General features: G+C 58.5%; 14 protein-coding genes and 2 pseudogenes. 4 read left to right on the forward strand and 12 right to left on the reverse strand.

The window, feature by feature from the left end; genetic code table 11:
• Positions 1 to 3: 3 nt before the first annotated feature.
• From BVG12_RS33115 to BVG12_RS35940, 6 genes and pseudogenes are all read right to left on the reverse strand, one after another.
• Complete coding sequence (locus tag BVG12_RS33115; protein ID WP_156895810.1) at positions 4 to 522, reverse strand: hypothetical protein; 519 nt, start codon at positions 520 to 522, stop codon at positions 4 to 6.
• A 369-nt stretch (positions 523 to 891) separates the two neighbouring features.
• Positions 892 to 3,147 carry an arginine/lysine/ornithine decarboxylase gene (locus tag BVG12_RS33120; RefSeq protein ID WP_075796127.1) on the reverse strand — a complete coding sequence of 752 codons (2,256 nt, stop codon included), beginning with the start codon at positions 3,145 to 3,147 and terminating at the stop codon, positions 892 to 894.
• A gap of 259 nt (positions 3,148 to 3,406) precedes the next feature.
• A complete protein-coding gene (locus tag BVG12_RS33125; protein ID WP_075796128.1) occupies positions 3,407 to 4,012 on the reverse strand; it encodes a DUF4337 domain-containing protein in 606 nt (201 codons plus the stop codon).
• 4 nt (positions 4,013 to 4,016) lie between these two features.
• Positions 4,017 to 4,505: a dihydrofolate reductase gene (locus tag BVG12_RS33130; protein ID WP_075796129.1), complete on the reverse strand. Its 489-nt coding sequence runs from the start codon at positions 4,503 to 4,505 to the stop codon at positions 4,017 to 4,019.
• 10 nt (positions 4,506 to 4,515) lie between these two features.
• Positions 4,516 to 4,788, reverse strand: a pseudogene (thyA, locus tag BVG12_RS34415) (thymidylate synthase); the annotation flags it as partial.
• A gap of 295 nt (positions 4,789 to 5,083) precedes the next feature.
• Positions 5,084 to 5,425 (reverse strand): helix-turn-helix domain-containing protein, encoded by a 342-nt coding sequence (locus tag BVG12_RS35940; RefSeq protein WP_083685614.1) that lies wholly within the window; start codon positions 5,423 to 5,425, stop codon positions 5,084 to 5,086.
• Between the two features lie 1,296 nt (positions 5,426 to 6,721).
• Here BVG12_RS35940 and BVG12_RS35945 point away from each other — a divergent pair.
• The 3 genes and pseudogenes from BVG12_RS35945 to BVG12_RS33155 all read left to right on the forward strand — a co-directional run.
• A complete protein-coding gene (locus BVG12_RS35945) occupies positions 6,722 to 7,009 on the forward strand; it encodes an antitoxin Xre/MbcA/ParS toxin-binding domain-containing protein (RefSeq protein WP_083685616.1) in 288 nt (95 codons plus the stop codon).
• 321 nt (positions 7,010 to 7,330) lie between these two features.
• Complete coding sequence (locus tag BVG12_RS35950; protein WP_169926854.1) at positions 7,331 to 7,843, forward strand: HAD domain-containing protein; 513 nt, start codon at positions 7,331 to 7,333, stop codon at positions 7,841 to 7,843.
• Positions 7,831 to 8,703 (forward strand): annotated as a pseudogene (locus tag BVG12_RS33155) (IS256 family transposase); the annotation flags it as partial. The gene BVG12_RS35950 and the pseudogene BVG12_RS33155, both read left to right, overlap by 13 nt.
• 150 nt (positions 8,704 to 8,853) lie before the next feature.
• Here BVG12_RS33155 and BVG12_RS33165 read toward each other — a convergent pair.
• The 6 genes from BVG12_RS33165 to BVG12_RS33190 form a co-directional block, all read right to left on the reverse strand.
• Entirely contained in the window at positions 8,854 to 9,303 is a 450-nt protein-coding gene (locus BVG12_RS33165; RefSeq protein ID WP_075796133.1) for a copper-binding protein, read from the reverse strand.
• Between the two features lie 89 nt (positions 9,304 to 9,392).
• A complete protein-coding gene (locus BVG12_RS33170; RefSeq protein ID WP_075796134.1) occupies positions 9,393 to 9,650 on the reverse strand; it encodes a hypothetical protein in 258 nt (85 codons plus the stop codon).
• A 122-nt stretch (positions 9,651 to 9,772) separates the two neighbouring features.
• Entirely contained in the window at positions 9,773 to 12,949 is a 3,177-nt protein-coding gene (locus tag BVG12_RS33175) for an efflux RND transporter permease subunit (protein WP_075796135.1), read from the reverse strand.
• Positions 12,946 to 14,505 carry an efflux RND transporter periplasmic adaptor subunit gene (locus tag BVG12_RS33180; protein WP_075796136.1) on the reverse strand — a complete coding sequence of 520 codons (1,560 nt, stop codon included), beginning with the start codon at positions 14,503 to 14,505 and terminating at the stop codon, positions 12,946 to 12,948. Before BVG12_RS33180 ends, BVG12_RS33175 begins: the two co-directional genes overlap by 4 nt.
• Before the next feature lie 26 nt (positions 14,506 to 14,531).
• Positions 14,532 to 15,848, reverse strand: a complete 1,317-nt coding sequence (locus BVG12_RS33185) for a TolC family protein (RefSeq protein WP_083685618.1) — start codon at positions 15,846 to 15,848, stop codon at positions 14,532 to 14,534.
• Positions 15,849 to 15,922: 74 nt separating this feature from the next.
• A complete protein-coding gene (locus BVG12_RS33190; RefSeq protein ID WP_156895811.1) occupies positions 15,923 to 16,264 on the reverse strand; it encodes a hypothetical protein in 342 nt (113 codons plus the stop codon).
• 440 nt (positions 16,265 to 16,704) lie between these two features.
• Here BVG12_RS33190 and BVG12_RS33195 point away from each other — a divergent pair, with 440 nt between their 5' ends.
• The gene (locus BVG12_RS33195; RefSeq protein WP_075796137.1) at positions 16,705 to 16,911 is read left to right on the forward strand and encodes a heavy-metal-associated domain-containing protein; all 207 of its coding nucleotides are present in this window, start codon (positions 16,705 to 16,707) and stop codon (positions 16,909 to 16,911) included.
• Positions 16,912 to 16,922 lie beyond the last annotated feature (11 nt).

The following is a 16,922-nucleotide window of genomic DNA, read 5'->3' on the forward strand; positions in this document are numbered from 1 at the left end:
CCGTCATTTCAGGCGTCTGATGCGTAGCGAGATCGTTCCTTCGTTATTGCAGTACGCGAAGTAGGCATCGTTCGCAAACAGGTACAAGTGGCCGGCTTGGCGGATCCTAAGGTCCTGGCGCGCGCCGATATCGGTGAGCTGTGACGCGAGGTCATGGGATCGCACATGCCGCCGCCAGCTTTCGATCCAGCCGGTGACGAAGTTGCCCGCCGACGGCTCGATCGCCGCCAGGCCGGACGCGGAATGGACGGCCGCGATGAGGCTGAACCAGTTCGCGTCGCGAACGCGCCGCGCCCATGTGAACAATGCGAGCAGCGGCAGGGAGTAGCCGGCGGCCGTCGACCGGATGCCCGCGTCGATCCATTCTCCGTCCGCCTCCAAGGCGTACATCTCTCCCGGAGCGACCGCCAGCGCGGCGTCGTTCCACCACAAGGCGGCATGCACGGGAACGGTCTTGTGGGCGCCTACCGCCAAGCGGTTGCCTGCTTGTGGATCGTCCCGGGCGTCAGGCATATTGGGCATCGGTGCTCCTGTCGATGGTGTTGAACCGGTTGTCACAGACCGCAAAGCGGGCGCGGTTTTTCGCAGGCTTCGACGACGAGAAACCAGGGCGCCATGAGCCCGATGGTCAGGGCGGGCTTTCCCGCGTTCACCGGCGCCGGATTGTCCTGCATGCAGTTCCCATGTATCGACGCCATTGTTGAATGGACGATATCGTGCCATTGTCTCCGCAATATTGTCCAGAAATTGAAGCGGTCGGACGGACTGGCCGTGCGCTGGCTCGGCAATACGTATGACTTCCCGTTGTCGTTTCGGTTCACGCGGGTAGCGTGAGCACGGCTAAAAAAAAGAGGAGCCTCGGCTCCTCTTCGTACGGCGCGGTGGAACGGATCAGCCTTGCTTGACGCAATCCACGAAGTAGCCCAGCTTGCCGTCGATCTCGCGCTTGACGAGGCCGTGCACGTCCGTCTCGAAGCCCGGGAAGCGCTCGTTGAAGTCGCGCGCGAAGCGCAGGTAGTCGACGATGGTCTTGTTGAAGCGCTCGCCCGGAATCAGCAGCGGGATACCCGGCGGATAAGGCGTCAGCAGGATCGCCGTGATGCGGCCTTCGAGGTCCTCGATCGCGACGCGTTCGATCTCGCGGTGCGCCATCTTGGCGAAGGCGTCCGACGGCTTCATCGCGGGGATCATGTCCGACAAGTACATCTCGGTCGTCAGGCGGGCGACGTCGCGCGATTTGTAGAAGTCGTGGATCTGCTGGCACAGGTCGCGCAGGCCCCACGATTCGTAGCGCGGGTTCGCGGCCGAGAACTCCGGCATGACGCGCCACATCGGCTGGTTGCGGTCGTAGTCGTCCTTGAACTGCTGAAGGGCGGTGACGAGCGTATTCCAGCGGCCCTTCGTGATGCCGATCGTGAACATGATGAAGAACGAGTACAGGCCGCACTTCTCGATGATGACGCCGTGCTCGGCGAGGTACTTCGTGACGATCGACGCGGGGATGCCCGAGTCGCCGAACGAGCCGTCCAGCGACAGGCCCGGCGTGACGATCGTCGCCTTGATCGGATCGAGCATGTTGAAGCCTTCGGCCAGGTTGCCGAAGCCGTGCCAGTCGTCTTCCGCGTGGATCATCCAGTCCGCCTGCGTGCCGATGCCTTCCTCGCTGGTGACTTGCGGCCCCCACACCTTGAACCACCAGTCCTGGCCCCATTCCTCGTCGACCTTCTGCATCGCGCGGCGGAAGTCCAGCGCTTCGAAGATCGATTCCTCGACGAGCGCCGTGCCGCCCGGCGCTTCCATCATCGCGGCGGCGACGTCGCACGACGCGATGATGGAGTACTGCGGCGACGTCGACGTGTGCATCAGGTACGCCTCGTTGAACGCGTCCTGGTCGAGCGCGACGGTCTCGGATTCGCGCACGAGCACCTGCGATGCCTGCGACAGGCCCGCGAGCAGCTTGTGCGTGGACTGTGTGGAGAAGATCATCGACTGCTTCGCGCGCGGGCGGTCGCGGCCGATCGCGTGCATGTTGCGGTAGAAGTCGTGGAACGTGGCGTGCGGCAGCCAGGCTTCGTCGAAGTGCAGCGTGTCGATCTCGCCGTCCAGCAGTTCGCGCAGCGTCTCCACGTTGTACACGACGCCATCGTACGTGGACTGCGTGATCGTCATGATGCGCGGCTTCTTGTTCCTGGCCTCGCGCGCGAACGGGTTCGCCTCGATCTTCCTGCGGATCGACTCCGGCGAGAATTCTTCCAGCGGGATCGGGCCGATGATGCCCAGGTTGTTCCGGGTCGGCATCAGGAACACGGGGATCGCGCCGCACATGATGATCGAGTGCAGGATCGATTTATGGCAGTTGCGGTCGACGACCACGATGTCGCCCGGCGCCACGGTCGAGTGCCACACCATCTTGTTCGACGTGGACGTGCCGTTCGTGACGAAGTAGCAGTGGTCGGCGTTGTAGATGCGCGCGGCGTTGCGTTCCGACTTGGCCACGGGGCCCGTGTGATCGAGCAGCTGGCCGAGTTCCTCGACGGCGTTGCAGACGTCGGCGCGCAGCATGTTCTCGCCGAAGAACTGGTGGAACATCTGGCCGATCGGCGACTTCAGGAACGCCACGCCGCCCGAGTGGCCGGGGCAGTGCCACGAATAGGAGCCGTCGTTGGCGTAGTGGACCAGGGCGCGGAAGAACGGCGGCGCCAGGCTGTCCAGATAGGCCTTCGCTTCGCGGATGATGTGGCGCGCGACGAATTCCGGCGTGTCCTCGAACATGTGGATGAAGCCGTGCAGCTCCTTCAGGATGTCGTTCGGGATGTGGCGGCTGGTGCGGGTCTCGCCATAGATGTAGATCGGGATGTCGGAGTTCTTGTGGCGGATCTCCTGCACGAAGGCGCGCAGGCCGGCCAGGGCAAAGTTGGTTTCCTCGATGGTGCCGCCGCCGAATTCCTCGTCGTCGATCGACAGCACGAAGGCCGAGGCGCGCGACTGCTGCTGGGCGAACTGCGACAGGTCGCCATAGCTGGTCAGGCCCAGCACTTCCATGCCTTCTTTTTCCATCGCGGCGGCCAGCGCGCGAATGCCGAGACCGGACGTGTTCTCGGAACGGAAATCCTCGTCAATGATGACGATTGGGAAACGAAATTTCATGGACAGCTCCAAAGCGAAGCGCCGTGCGCGCCGCCATCCGGGAAGTGGAAGGCGGCCGGGCACGGCACCGGAAAAATGAAGAAGCGGATTTTCGCAGAAATTGCGTGGTCCCGTGCAAAAATTTTCAATAGGTTATCTACACGGGCCGGATTGTGGCGCACTCTTGTGTAGGGCGGGCTCCCGAGCCCGCGCGTGACGTTCGCGGTTCGCCGGCGCCCGCGTGGGGCGTTTCATTCGAGGCCCCCGGCCTCACCCTGCGTCAATGTGCGCCCGAAGCGAACAGGGCACCGAGCGGATCGACATGCAGCCACGCGAACGCCCCCAGCGCGAAGCCGACGACGGCCACGACATAGGTGACCGACAGCAGCCAGCGCCGGCGCGTCAGCAGGGTGATGGCCGCGAGCGAGATGGCGATCTGTTCGGCCGTCGTCGCCAGCGCCCACTGGTGATGGGTGTGCAGCGCGTGTTCGGACTTCTCGTTCCACTCGTCCGACCGCTTGTCGAGCTTTTCCGCTTCCTTGCGGTTGTTGGCCTTGTCGGTGTCGTAGCGGGCCGCCTGGGCCTTGAATCTTTCCTTGTCCGCGCCCGGCAGCGAGGCCGCCATGTCGGCGATGTTCTGCTTGATCGACTTGGCCTGGTAGTAGTTCCACGCGTCGGCGGCGGCGGTCTTGGCGATGGCCGCGTTGTTCTTGTACAGCGCCGCCTCGTTCTGCGTGGCGCCGCCGAGATAGCCGAACAGCGCGCCGACGGTGGCCAGGATGGCCGTCATCACCGCGATATTGTTCGAGAAGGTGTCGCCGTGCTGGGCGGCGTGTTCGACCGCGTGATCGTGCGGTCCATGTACATGAAAGCCGTGTTCGGACATGGTGTTATTCGACTTTGTCGTAAGTGACGATGGCGTAATCGACATCCGCCGTCGGCGAATGCAGGGGTTGGTTCGACACGGCCGTCCAGCGCGCGCCGTCGATCTCGGGGAAGAACGTGTCGCAGCGGTAGACCTTGTCGATGTGCGTGACGATCAGGCGGTCCGCCACGTTCATCGCGTCGGCAAAAATCTGGGCGCCGCCGATGATGCTGGCCGAGTCGTCGCCGACGAGGGCGACGGCTTCATCGAGCGAATGCGCGACGTCCACGCCCTCGTGCCGCCAGTCGGCGTTGCGCGTGACGACGATGTTGCGGCGCCCGGGCAGCGGGCGGCCGATGGACTCGAACGTCTTGCGGCCCATGATGATCGGGTGGCCGAGCGTCACGCGTTTGAAGTGCGCGAGGTCCTCGGGCAGGTGCCACGGCAGTTTGTTGTCGACGCCGATGCCGCGGTTGGCATCCATCGCGACGACGAGGGACAGGTGCTTCGCCATGCGGTTCTCCTTACACTGCGACCGGCGCCTTGATGGCCGGATGCGGGTCGTAGCCGGTGATCTCGAAATCCTCGAACTTGTAGTCGAACAGGGAATCCGGCTTGCGGCGGATGACGAGCTTCGGCAGCGGGCGTTCGTCGCGCGACAGCTGGAGCTCGACTTGTTCCATGTGGTTCGCGTACAGGTGGCAGTCGCCGCCGGTCCAGACGAAATCGCCCACGTCCAGGCCGGCCTGCTGCGCCATCATGTGCGTGAGCAGCGCGTACGACGCGATGTTGAACGGTTTGGTCACATTGTCAGAACTCAGAGATTCTGTACTCATAGGCTGCTCTTTGGTCTTGGACAAACTATCTCTCTCAATGATAATGGTCGCTCTAGCTGCATGAGGTCCAACCCGCCGCTGTGGGTAAGTGGGGGTAAGCTGTGTGCGGGGCGTGTACAACGGGTTCATGTTGTGCACCCCCGTGCACAGCTTATCCCCACGGTGTTGGGCGGGTGCTCGCCCAACATATCCACAGCCGGTAAGTGCGAATTTTCTTGCTGAACACATAATGGTAAGCCATCAACAGGTGCGCCTATTACCGCAAACGTCCCTTTTGCACTTTTAGAACAGGCTGTGCTGAGTTCGCCCGTCGGCGCTGTCCATTGCGCGAGACTGATGAGAGATCTACGTCCTTGAGAAGATCCGGAAGTGTCACGCCGAGCGCTAAACATAAACTAGTTAGTGTCAAAAGAGATGGGTTCGCAATCCCACGCTCAATCTTGGAGACAAAAACTCGGTCGACCTCCGCTGCGAACGCAAGACCCTCTTGACTCATTTTTGAGGAGATTCGTAGACGCTTCAACGTCCTGCCAACAGCCGTGCACACCGGATCCCTGTGTTCGGTATTTTTTTCGGGTGTCGAGGTCATGGCTGGCATGATGCCCGCGGACCACGGTTCTTACGATGTACTATACGCTACATTTAAATGTAGTGTATAGTCTACAAACGTTACTACAGCGCTGCGCTTGCGCACCAGTGAGCGGTACTTCCTCTGGTTTGCCGCACTATGCGCAGCCGGGCTCTTATATTGGAAGGTATTACAAGTGTTCCATGCTTACGACAACTGGGAAGACAGCGATCGTTTAGAAGTGATACGCCAGATGTTTCAACAGCCGGGCTTACGCAGATATCGGTTTTTTGAAGTGCCTCTGAATTCGCAAATATTTCATTTAGATATTTCCCCTGTGGGGGGTATGGTCCGCAGCAGCGCTTCATATTCGATAAGGTTGAGGACATTTTTGATTTCTGTCTTTGCGAGAAAATTTCTGATTTTCGGATTCATGTTCAAACGCGGCGAGATGGTAGAGGAAATTTCCAGTTAAAGCGAATTGTTAAGATTTTGGAAGGGGCCGTAGCCGAAGGCGGGTTTGCGCGAATTTTTGTAGCGGCCGACGGGTCAGTCGAGAAAGATGATTTCCTTGAGGTAAGTGGGGAAGATATCGTTGCTCCGCGCTGTGTTTGGTCGGAGGCAAAGGAATTTGACCCGGGTTTCTAAGGACGTCAGCATTTAAGTTGTGCAAGCGTAAATGTGCATGCTATTAAACTAAAGTTGTGTGGCATGGAGGTCGCTCTAAATGACGGAGACCCGTGGTTTCGCATGGGTACTTATGGTTTTTTTATTGTTCTTAGGCTCGTAAGCTTCGCGGTTTGAGGCGAAGGTAGATGCGGTAGAAAGATCGTTTTACATTTCCGCTCCTATCCCCAGCAGTCGGAGTGTTTGTCAAACGTGAAAATGGGATCGTGCTATGACCGAATATGACGAAAGCGAGTACGCGAAAGTTCCGTCAGATTTTCCTCGTGGCGTCTCGACCGGCGCGGTTCCGGGTACTCAGCTGAAAATCCTTGTAGTGCAGTACAAAGGTACGTTCTACCCTGCGGGGTCTACGCCTCCTGAGGTGTATGAGCGTTGGATAGGCTGTGAAGAGATTGCGCAAGACCTCGCTTCTGAAGCCAAGCGAGATAAGGCCGACAAGTTGACGCGTCGGACCGAATCCGAGATGCTCCAATGGTACTTGGACATATTGAGTAAATCTTGGATGACATTGAGCGAAGCAAAGTGGATTGTTCGGCGCATGGGAGATATCCTAAATTGGTCAGTTCCCATGTCGGCGTCCGTATAGTACCCCGCCTGCCGGTATTCAACTGTTTCGCAATAGCAGTCAGGTTCCAGAGTATGAATGCAAGAAATCGTAAGAAGCGGCGGTATTTTCATCTTAACCGCGCCATCCGTTATAACGTACGAAAAACTTATGTAATTTTCGGCGGGAATCTAAAGATATGGAATGCCATCTCGCCCTATGTTTTTCGCGTGTTTGGAAATGACTATTCAGCCGCTTGGGACTGGTTTACCAAGCCAGCGCTCGCCTTCAACGGAATGCGGCCAGCTGATTTAGTGCAGGCTGGTGAGGTACAGTTGGTAAGAGAGCATTTGTTGAGATTGGAATACTGCGTGTACACTTAGCGTATATGTACTCTCGGCCGTTACCATCAATTTATTGACGACAATCGAGGACGCTTATGCTGGCGTTTTTAATGGATTGGGATAGCGTGAACCAGTCTACGCTCGTCCATTATCGTGAGCGCAGCAGAACACTGACGCTTTGGCCGCAATGTCCCTTGAAGTCCACACGCTCCGGCAGCACGGTAATCGTCGCGGCAAGCCGCTGGCGATAACTGGATTTGAACTTATGGTTTAGTGGGTCTAAACGAAATCAAGGCCGGAGTTTAATATGCTGTAGAGAGTTGTACGCGTTTTCGCTCTCGCAGGCGTAGATTATTTTGTATGGGCCCTATACTCTATCTCGATTATGATGGCGTTCTGCACCCATCTGATGTACGCATTACTAAGGCTGAGCCGTTACGGCCGCGGATATATCAAAATGGGCGGCCGACGGATCGCCTTCTCTTCGAGAATGCACCACTTTTAGCATGTATTTTGGAGGCATTTCCAGAGGTTCGTATATCGCTAGCGACTAGTTGGGTGCGAATACTGGGCTACGAATTTGCTGTGCAGCAGCTGCCACCGGCGCTGCGCGCGCGAGTAGTAGGGACAATCTGGCAGGGTTCGATGCTGCGGTTCCCCCCGCAGCGGAGACATGACGCCATTACCGGCGATGCCGAAGAACGGGGGGGGGGCGAGCGCTGGCTAGCACTGGACGATGACATCGAGGGTTGGCCCGCGGACCGGCGTCATCTGGTTATAGCCCCAACGGATTCTTGGCAGGGCCTTCCACGTTGGCGTCTCTGCACCACCGTCCCAGCAAATTGGCACCAATGTCAAGGTCCCGTGGAATGAGCGTGTGCGAGATTCAGGCGCATTTGCTGGAACTGTACGGCACTGAGGTGTCGCCGGACCTGATTTCGACTATCACCGACGAGGTGCTCGAAGAGGTCACGCAATGGCAGCAAAGGCCGCTTGAAACGATGTATCCGATCGTGTATTTCGATGCTCTGCGCCTGAAAATCCGGGATGAAGGCAGCGTCAAAAACAAGGCCGTGTATCTGGCCTTGGGCATTCGTGCCGATGGCCGTAAGGAGGTGCTGGGACTGTGGATCGAACAGACCGAAGGCGCCAAGTTCTGGCTGAGGGTTTTTAACGAACTCAAGAACCGTGGCCTGGACGATGTCCTGATCGCCGTCGTCGATGGCCTGCGCGGCTTCCCGGAGCCCATCAAGGCCGTGTATCCACAGGCGCAGATCCAGACGTGCATCGTGCACCTGATCCGCAACTCGACCACGCTAGCGGCCTGGAAGGACCGTAAGGAACTGGCAGCGGTGCTCAAGCCGATTTACCACGCCGCCAACGCCGAGCTGGCCGAAGCGGCGCTGGATGCGTTTGCAGCCGGACCATGGGACACCAAATTCCCGACTGTAGCCGCGATGTGGCGACTTCAATGGTAGCAGGTGATTCCCTTCTTTGCCTACCCGCCGGAAGTGCGCACGATTATCTACACGACCAACGCCATCGAGAGCCTGCATATGCCCCTTCGCAAGATCGTCAAGAACCGCGGTCACTTCCCGAGCGACGAGGCCGCGACCAAATTGTTATTTCTGGCCTTGCGCAACATCGAGAAAAATTGGAAGATGCCGCAGCGCACCTGGAAGCAGGTTGCAAACCAATTCGCCATCATGTTCGGCGAGCGCTTCACGAACGCAATTATCTACGCTACGGGTTCCGGGGCGTTATTAGCTAAAACTCGCGAGCAATTAGAATCAGCACAGCGGCGATGGCGGATCTACCGTCGCGGCTACCCGGATTGTCACTGTGCTGACGAATAGAACCCGAGCTGAAGACCCGTATTCCGCTTATTTAACTGCTGAAACGACGTAGTTCGATCCTTGCTGCGTGAACTCAACGTCCACTTTCTTTCCGACTGCGAGCTTGTCGAGCAAAGACTTGTCCTTGACGCCGAAAGTCATCGTCATTGCCGGCCAGTTCAGGGTCTTTACCTGGTCATGGGCAAGTGTCACCTTGCCGTTGGCCGGATCTACCGATTTCACCACGGCTGACGTCTTGTGTACTGTGCCTTCCTTGGAGGTACCTTGGACTTTGCTGTCGGCAGTGTTCTCCTTCATCATCTCCTTACATCCCTCCATATTCATGCCTTTCATATTGTTCATGTCCATGCCTTTCATATCCTTCATGTCCATGCAACCCTTTTTCATTTCCATGCCCTTCATGTCGCCTGTCTGGCCGAAGGCGGTTCCGGAAATGGTCAGTGCAGAAATAAAGGCCAGTTGGGCAAAACGTTTCATGAGAATTCTCCTCAAGTGAATAAAAGTAAAGTCTTGAGTCCGCGACGGGACGCCAAGTTGTTGTGGCTAAGATTGCCGATACGGGTTCATTAATGATCAGCCTGCTGCTTTGACTTGTTCATCATTTCCATGCACGCCTTTATCATCTGTTCCTTGTCGGTTTGGTTACCCGGCAATTGCAAGGTTTTCTGTTGCTCATCTTGGGTGCGCTGAGCTTGTTCCTGTCGCATGCGCTCCGCCTTGACCTTGCGTCCGTGCTCGATGATTTGCCAATCAGGACCGGCGAACGCCGGCAAAGCGGTAGCGAATGACATCACGCTGAGTAGGGTGACAAGAAATTTTTTCATGATTGACTCCTTCAACGACTGCGAAAACTGAACTCGACCAAACCTGCCTGCAGCAAGTTTTAACCGTCTACGCTCTGGCCTGCTAAACGAGCCGGACCTTGAGACACCGTGCAGAGGTAAGCTCATGTAGTTTCATAGTTGGCCTCCTGGTGGGCGGGTCTTCGCGCGTTCTCTTTTCGTAACTCCCGGCGGCGCATCAACAGGTACACAACCGGAACCACAAACATGGACAGCAATGGCGCGGACAACATGCCGCCGACCATCGGCGCAGCAATACGTTGCATGATTTCCGAGCCGGTGCCGGACGCGATCATGATCGGAACAAGGCCTGCAATGATCACCGCCACAGTCATGGCTTTTGGCCGGACGCGCTGTACCGCCCCTTCCCGAATGGCGTCCAACAAATCGGCCTCGGATGACTTTCCGACAGTGACGTGAGCCTCCCAGGCCTGCTTCAGGTAGAGCAGCATGATCACCCCGAACTCGGCCGCGACGCCGGCAAGGGCAATGAAGCCGACCGCGCTGGCGACAGACAGGTGATGGCCGAGCATCCAGAGCAGCCAGACGCCGCCTGCCAGTGCGAACGGCAGGGTGGCCATGATCAGGATGGCTTCGTCAAAGCGCTTGAATGTCAGATAGAGAAGGACAAAGATCACCAGCAGCGTCGCCGGTACGACAACCTTGAGCTTCGCGCTGGCGCGTTCCAGGTATTCGAACTGACCGGACCACGAAATCGAATAGCCAGGCTGCAGCTTGACCTGCTTGGCGACAGCCTGCTGCATGTCCCGCACCACCGAGCTCATGTCACGCCCGCGGATGTCGACGTACACCCAGCCAGACAGCCGTGCATTTTCGCTCCTGAGCATGGGCGGGCCGTCATTGATGCGGACCGTCGCTACATCTCCCAGGCGAATCTGTGCGCCGCGCGGCGTCAGGACCGGCAACTGGCGGAGGTTCTCGACTGAATCCCTGACTTCGCGTGGATAGCGGACATTGATCGGGAATCGCTGCAGGCCTTCGACGGTCTCGCCGATGTTGTCGCCGCCGATTGCCGCCGACACGACACTCTGCACATCGGCGATATTCAAGCCGTAGCGCGCTGCCTGGTCACGATTGATATTGACGTCAATATAACGTCCACCGTTGAGACGTTCGGCAAGTGCCGATGAAACGCCGGGCACCGTCTTGACGATCCGTTCGATTTCGCCAGCAACGCGGTCGATCTCCTGCAGACTGGTACCGGCCACCTTGACCCCGACCGGACTCTTGATTCCGGTGGCCAGCATGTCGATGCGGTTGCGGATCGGTGGGACCCAGATGTTGGAAAGCCCAGGCACCTTGACCACGCGGTCCAGTTCTTCCACCAGCTTATCCGGTGTCATTCCCGGCCGCCATTGATCCTTTGGCTTGAACTGGATCGTGGTCTCGAACATCTCCAGTGGAGCAGGGTCGGTCGCCGTCTCGGCCCGTCCCGCCTTGCCGAAGACGCTTTGCACTTCCGGTACCGTCTTGATCAGGCGGTCCGTTTGTTGCAACAACTGCGACACCTTGCCAACCGAAAGCCCTGGTAGCGCCGACGGCATGTAAAGAAGGTCGCCTTCGTCGAGAGGCGGCATGAATTCGCCGCCGAGCCGGGTCATCGGCCAGACGGTGATGGCGGCAATCATGGCGGCGACGACCAGGGTCGACTTGGGAAAGCGCAGCACGCCATCCAGTAACGGCCGGTACAGGACGATCAGGAAGCGATTCAGCGGATTCTTCTGTTCGTCGGGAATCCGTCCGCGGATCAGGTAACCCATCAGCACCGGGATCAAGGTCACGGCCAGCCCCGCGGCGGCTGCCATCGAATACGTCTTCGTGAAGGCAAGCGGTGAGAACAGCCGTCCTTCCTGCGCTTCCAACGTAAACACCGGAATGAACGACAGCACAATGATCAACAGCGAAAAGAACAGTGCCGGACCGACTTCGGCGGCGGCGTCCCCAATGACCCGCCAGCGCGCTTCTCCGTCGAGTTTTGCGCCGGGATGCTTGTGATTCCACGCTTCGATATGCTTGTGTGCGTTCTCGATCATGACGACGGCGGCGTCCACCATGGCGCCTACCGCGATCGCAATACCGCCGAGCGACATGATGTTCGCGTTCACCCCCTGGTAATGCATGATGATGAAGGCGGTCAGAATACCGATCGGTAATGTCACGATCGCGACCAGCGCGGAGCGCAGATGGAACAGGAAGATTGCGCACACCACCGCAACAACGATGAACTCCTCCACCAACTTATCCCTGAGGTTGTCGACAGCGCGCTGGATGAGGTTCGAGCGGTCATAGGTCGGAACGATCTCCACGCCCGGAGGTAAACTCGACTTGAGAGACGCCAGTTTGGCTTTCACCGCGTCGATGGTTTCCAGTGCATTCTTCCCTGAGCGCATAACGATCACGCCACCCGCCACTTCGCCTTCGCCGTTCAGCTCGGAGATGCCGCGCCGCATTTCCGGTCCCAGCTGGATTCGCGCGACGTCTCCGAGCAGGACGGGAACACCAGCCTGGGAGGTCATCAGTGGGATCTTGCGAAAATCGTCGAGCGATTGCAGATAACCGCTCGCACGCACCATGTATTCGGCTTCGCCCAGCTCGAGCACGGAGCCACCGGCCTCCTGGTTGGCCTTTTGCACGGCGTCGATGATCACGTTATGCGCGATGTTGTAGGCCCGCAGCTTGTCAGGATCGAGGACGATCTGGTATTGACGAACCATGCCGCCCAGGCTTGCGACTTCCGACACATTGGGTACCGTCTTGAGCTCGTACTTGAGGAACCAGTCCTGGAACGCGCGCAGCTGCGACAGGTCCATCTTGCCGCTACGGTCGACCAGGGCATACTCGTACACCCAGCCAACGCCACTGGCATCCGGCCCGAGCGCTGTCTTTGCCTGTGGCGGCAGGCGCGACTGAACCTGGTTCAAATATTCCAGTACGCGCGAGCGTGCCCAGTAGGGGTCGGTGCCGTCCTCGAACAGGATGTAGACGAAGGAGTCGCCAAAGAAAGAATAGCCGCGCACCGTTTTCGCGCCGGGTACCGACAGCATTGTCGTCGTCAGCGGATAAGTCACCTGATTCTCGACAATTTGTGGCGCCTGGCCGGGATAGGATGTGCGGATGATCACCTGCACGTCGGACAGGTCGGGCAGCGCATCCAGAGGCGTACGTTGCAGCGCATAGATGCCCCAGGCCGTGATGCCGAGTGTCGCAAGCAGGACCAGGAAGCGATTGAGGATCGACCAGCGAATGAGTTTGGCGATCATTTCCTGGAGTCTCCCATTCCGCTCATGCCCTGCATCGACGGGCCGGCAGGGGACATGCTGGTGATCTGGAACGCTCCGTCCTTGGTCTGCTGGAATTCGAAGTTCATCATGTCGCCGACCGCCAGATCTTTCGGTACACCTCCTGCCGGGACCTTGAACCCCATTGTCATCGCCGGCCACTGCATGCTCGGGATCGGATCGTGCGAAAACGTGATTTCATCCTTGTTGATGTTCTCCACCTTGCCATGCGCACGATGTGTCGTTGGCCCTGCGCTTGGCTTGGAGTCTCCCGCCGGCGCAGGACCGCTCAGCCGGTTCGTGGTGCCTCGCAGGCTGGCTTCGGAATCGATCAGGAACTGGCCTGAAACAACAACTTTTTGCCCGACGTCGAGACCTTTGAGGATTTCGGTCTGGCCGTTGCTCTCGCGGCCGATCTGGACATCGACGGGCATGAATTTGCCTTGACCCTGTTCAAGCATCACGACACTGCGCTTACCGGTCTGGATGACTGCTTCCGTCGGCACCGTCAAGGTTTCCGCGCTCGCCGCGGGCGTAAAGTTCACGGTGGCAAACATGCCCGGCACCAGTCGCTGTCCGGGATTGGCCAGCTCGACCCGCGCTTTCAATGTGCGCGTTGCCGCCTCGACTTCAGGCAGGATCGCGCTGACCTTGCCCTTCAATACTGTGCCCGGCAGGGCAGGGGTACGGGCTTCCACCGGTGTGCCTGGGCGCACCTCGGCCGATGCGGCTTCAGGAAGCTCGGCGTTGACCCAGACCGTGCTGAGTCCATTGATCCGGAACATAGGTGCGCCCGATGCGATCGTCATCCCTTCACGGACTGTCAGTTCTCCGATCACGCCATTGATCGGCGAGCTGACGGTCAAACGGGGCTGCACCTTGCCGCTGGACTCGACGCTACGGATCTGCGCATCCGTCATGCCCGCCAGGCGCATACGCTGTCGCGCCCCTTCCGCCAGTCCGTCCGTCCCGGGACCGTTCATTTTCATTGCGGTGAGGTATTCCTCCTGTGCTGCTACCCAGTCGGGTACATACAGTGCGGCCAGCGGCTGGCCTTTCTTTACCGGGTCAAGCGCTGCACGCACGAAAAGCCGCTCGACATAGCCGTTGCTACGCGCCTGTACCACGGCGACGTCACGCTCGTTGTACGCGACGTTGCCAACAGCTTCCACATTGGCGGCAAACCTGGCTTTCGTGACTTCGGCGGTACGAACACCCAAGTTCTGTTCAACGCGAGGACTGATGCTGATCTTGCCTTCGTCGCCAGCCTCATCCGCATACACGGGCACCAGTTCCATGTCCATGAACGGTGACTTGCCCGGCTTGTCGAATTTCTGGCCCGGGACCATCGGGTCGTGCCAGTAAAGCACCTTGCGTCCATTGGCTTGATTCACACCTGCCCCTTGGGCGGAGGACGCCGTTTGTGGAACGGTTGACATCCCCATCCCTTGATTCATGCCGAGCTTGTACACGCCATACCCACCAGCGCCCAATGCAGCAGCCACGAGCAGAGCAATTGTTATTTTTTTAGTATCCATATAAAAATCCTTGTTCGCCCGGCTTTTCAGTGGCCGGGACCGCCGTTTTGCGGAAAGAGAAAATTCAATTGCGCCCACAAGCGGTCGGTTTCCTGCTCGAGTTGTAATGCCTGCAGGCGCACTTCGATTTCACTGCGACGAGCGGCGATGACGTCCGCCAGCGTGGCTTTTCCGCCCCGGTAGGCGGCAACGATCGCGGTTGTTCTGGAGTTGGCCAGAGGGGTCAGTTCTTTCTCATACCGGGTTTGTCGCTGCCTGTCCGTATGCCACTCGTTCAACATGGCACGCACTTCGGCGACATGGGCACGCAACATATCTTCGCGCTCGGCCCTCGCCCGTTCGACCTGAGCCAGCTTGGAAGACAGTTCGCGATCCTGGCGGTTTTTCTGGTCCCACTGCAGGGGCACCGAAAGGCCGATTGACACCATGTCCGAATACCCTGGGCCGCGTTGTTGCACTGCGACCTCGACGCTCCAGTCCGCTTTCTTGTTGGCTCTTGCAAGTTGCGCTTCTGCGACTGCGATGTCTTCCTGCCTGGCCAGCACGGCAAGTTCTGGGTGGTGGTTAAGCTGGGTGTCGAGTGTGGCCTCGTTGAGGCGGATGGTATCGACCGCCGGTTTGGCGCCCAACGGCTGCTGCGCCGCGTCACCGATCCACCGAGCCAGTGCGATTTTAGCGTTGCCGATGCGGCGGTCGATATCGCTAGCCTTGTCCTCCAGGACCGCAAGTGCGCTGCGCGAACTGAAGATGTCGGCCTGGTTGCCGCGGCCGGCCCGATACGCGGACTCGGCCGCCTGGATTTCCAGCTTCGCCTGATCTATCTGTTCGGCTACTGCGGCCGACATGGCTTCGGCGTAGTAACGGTCCAGCCAGGCCAAAGCGGTCTCGCGTTCGATTGTCGCGGCCGTGGCCGCTTTCTCCGCAATCGACTTTTCCGCTTCGCGTTCAAACCGTTCGGCACGCAGGCGACGTTTGTCGGAACGCGTCAGCTCTTGCATGACACCGACCCGTCGCATCGTCATGAAGTCACGCGTCAAGCTGAAGCGATCTTGTCCATTGATCGGCAGGTTATCGATACCGACCTTCAGGACTGGATCTGGGAGCTGACCGGCAGCGACCGACATCTCCCGTGAGGACTGGACAGCGTAGTCTTTTGCCGCCAGCATTCGCGATCGCTCGATGGCCCGCTGCTGGGCTTCAGCCAGCGTCAATGGCGTTTCAGCGGCAAACGTAGGATTGCCAAGGACAAGCGAGACAGCAAATACAAGAAGAAGGACAGCCCGGGAAGACCGAACAGCCGAACAAGGCGTCATTTGCGACGCCATGATATGTGGGGAAAACATCAAACCTCCAGAATGCATTGAGTAACACCGCCCGCGCAAAAGCGCAGCGATGAGGAATCATGCAAACTGAAGGATCAAATGCGGAAACAGCAGTTGCGAATGGCTATGGGCGGTGCCGTCGCATAGGTGAGGAAGGCGGGAGCAGGCCAGCCGAGAGGCCGCTGGTACGTCAATGTGTTCAGGCTTATCGGAAGCCCGTACCCTACCGCCACGAAAGGCGCCAACGGTGGCGTCGCCGGCTTGTCGAGCGATTGCTTGTCTGTCTGGTGGGACGCATGGCACAGGCTGGGCTGTTCCATATCCATGTCCTGGCATGCGACCATGTCGGCTGGCTTCGCATGCACGGACGAGGTCAACTGATCGTCATTTCCCAAGTTCAGAGCTGGGCACGCATAGGCCGACACAGCGAGCTGCATGAACAATATGCTAAACAGCAGTATTGTTGCGGCAATCAGTCGGGATGTGCGAGGAAGTCTCATGGTCAGGATGTAGTCTAGGACCGCCACATTTTGTTGTCAATTATACCGACCTTAAATGGCGAGTATTTAACTCTTTCGGTTCGGGTAACGCGTCTATTCAGGCTCGTCTCAGAGCGTGTAGACGAATTGAGTGGCGTAGGTGTGGCCCAAGCGCAGACAATCTACAAGTTCTTTTTCTGAATCGTGATTGCTCCGGCCCTGATTACCTTCGCTGTCCCTTATGGCCTGCCGCTTCTTGGAAATACGAGTTAAGCGGTCTCTTTGGGCACTGGCAATTATCATATGTCTACGCGGTGAAATCACCACAGATAGAGCTTGACCTTCCTATCATGGGAAGGTCTACATTGTAATCGGAGCAATCAGACAGGAGGAAAGCAATGTACACGCTTAAGGTAGAAAAGATGTCCTGCGGCGGCTGCGCCAGCCGGGTTACCCGGACCGTGCAGACCTTGGATCCGGATGCAAAAGTCGAGGTGCTGTTGAAAGACAAGCTCGTCCGTGTGGAAAGCGCGAGAGCACCGGATGCAGTCGCCGCCGCGATTACCGCTGCCGGCTATCCGGCTACTCAGGTAGCGGCTGACTGAGCCGGATGTAC

The sequence above is a fragment of the Massilia putida genome, assembly GCF_001941825.1.
Classification (GTDB): Bacteria; Pseudomonadota; Gammaproteobacteria; order Burkholderiales; family Burkholderiaceae_D; genus Telluria; species Telluria putida.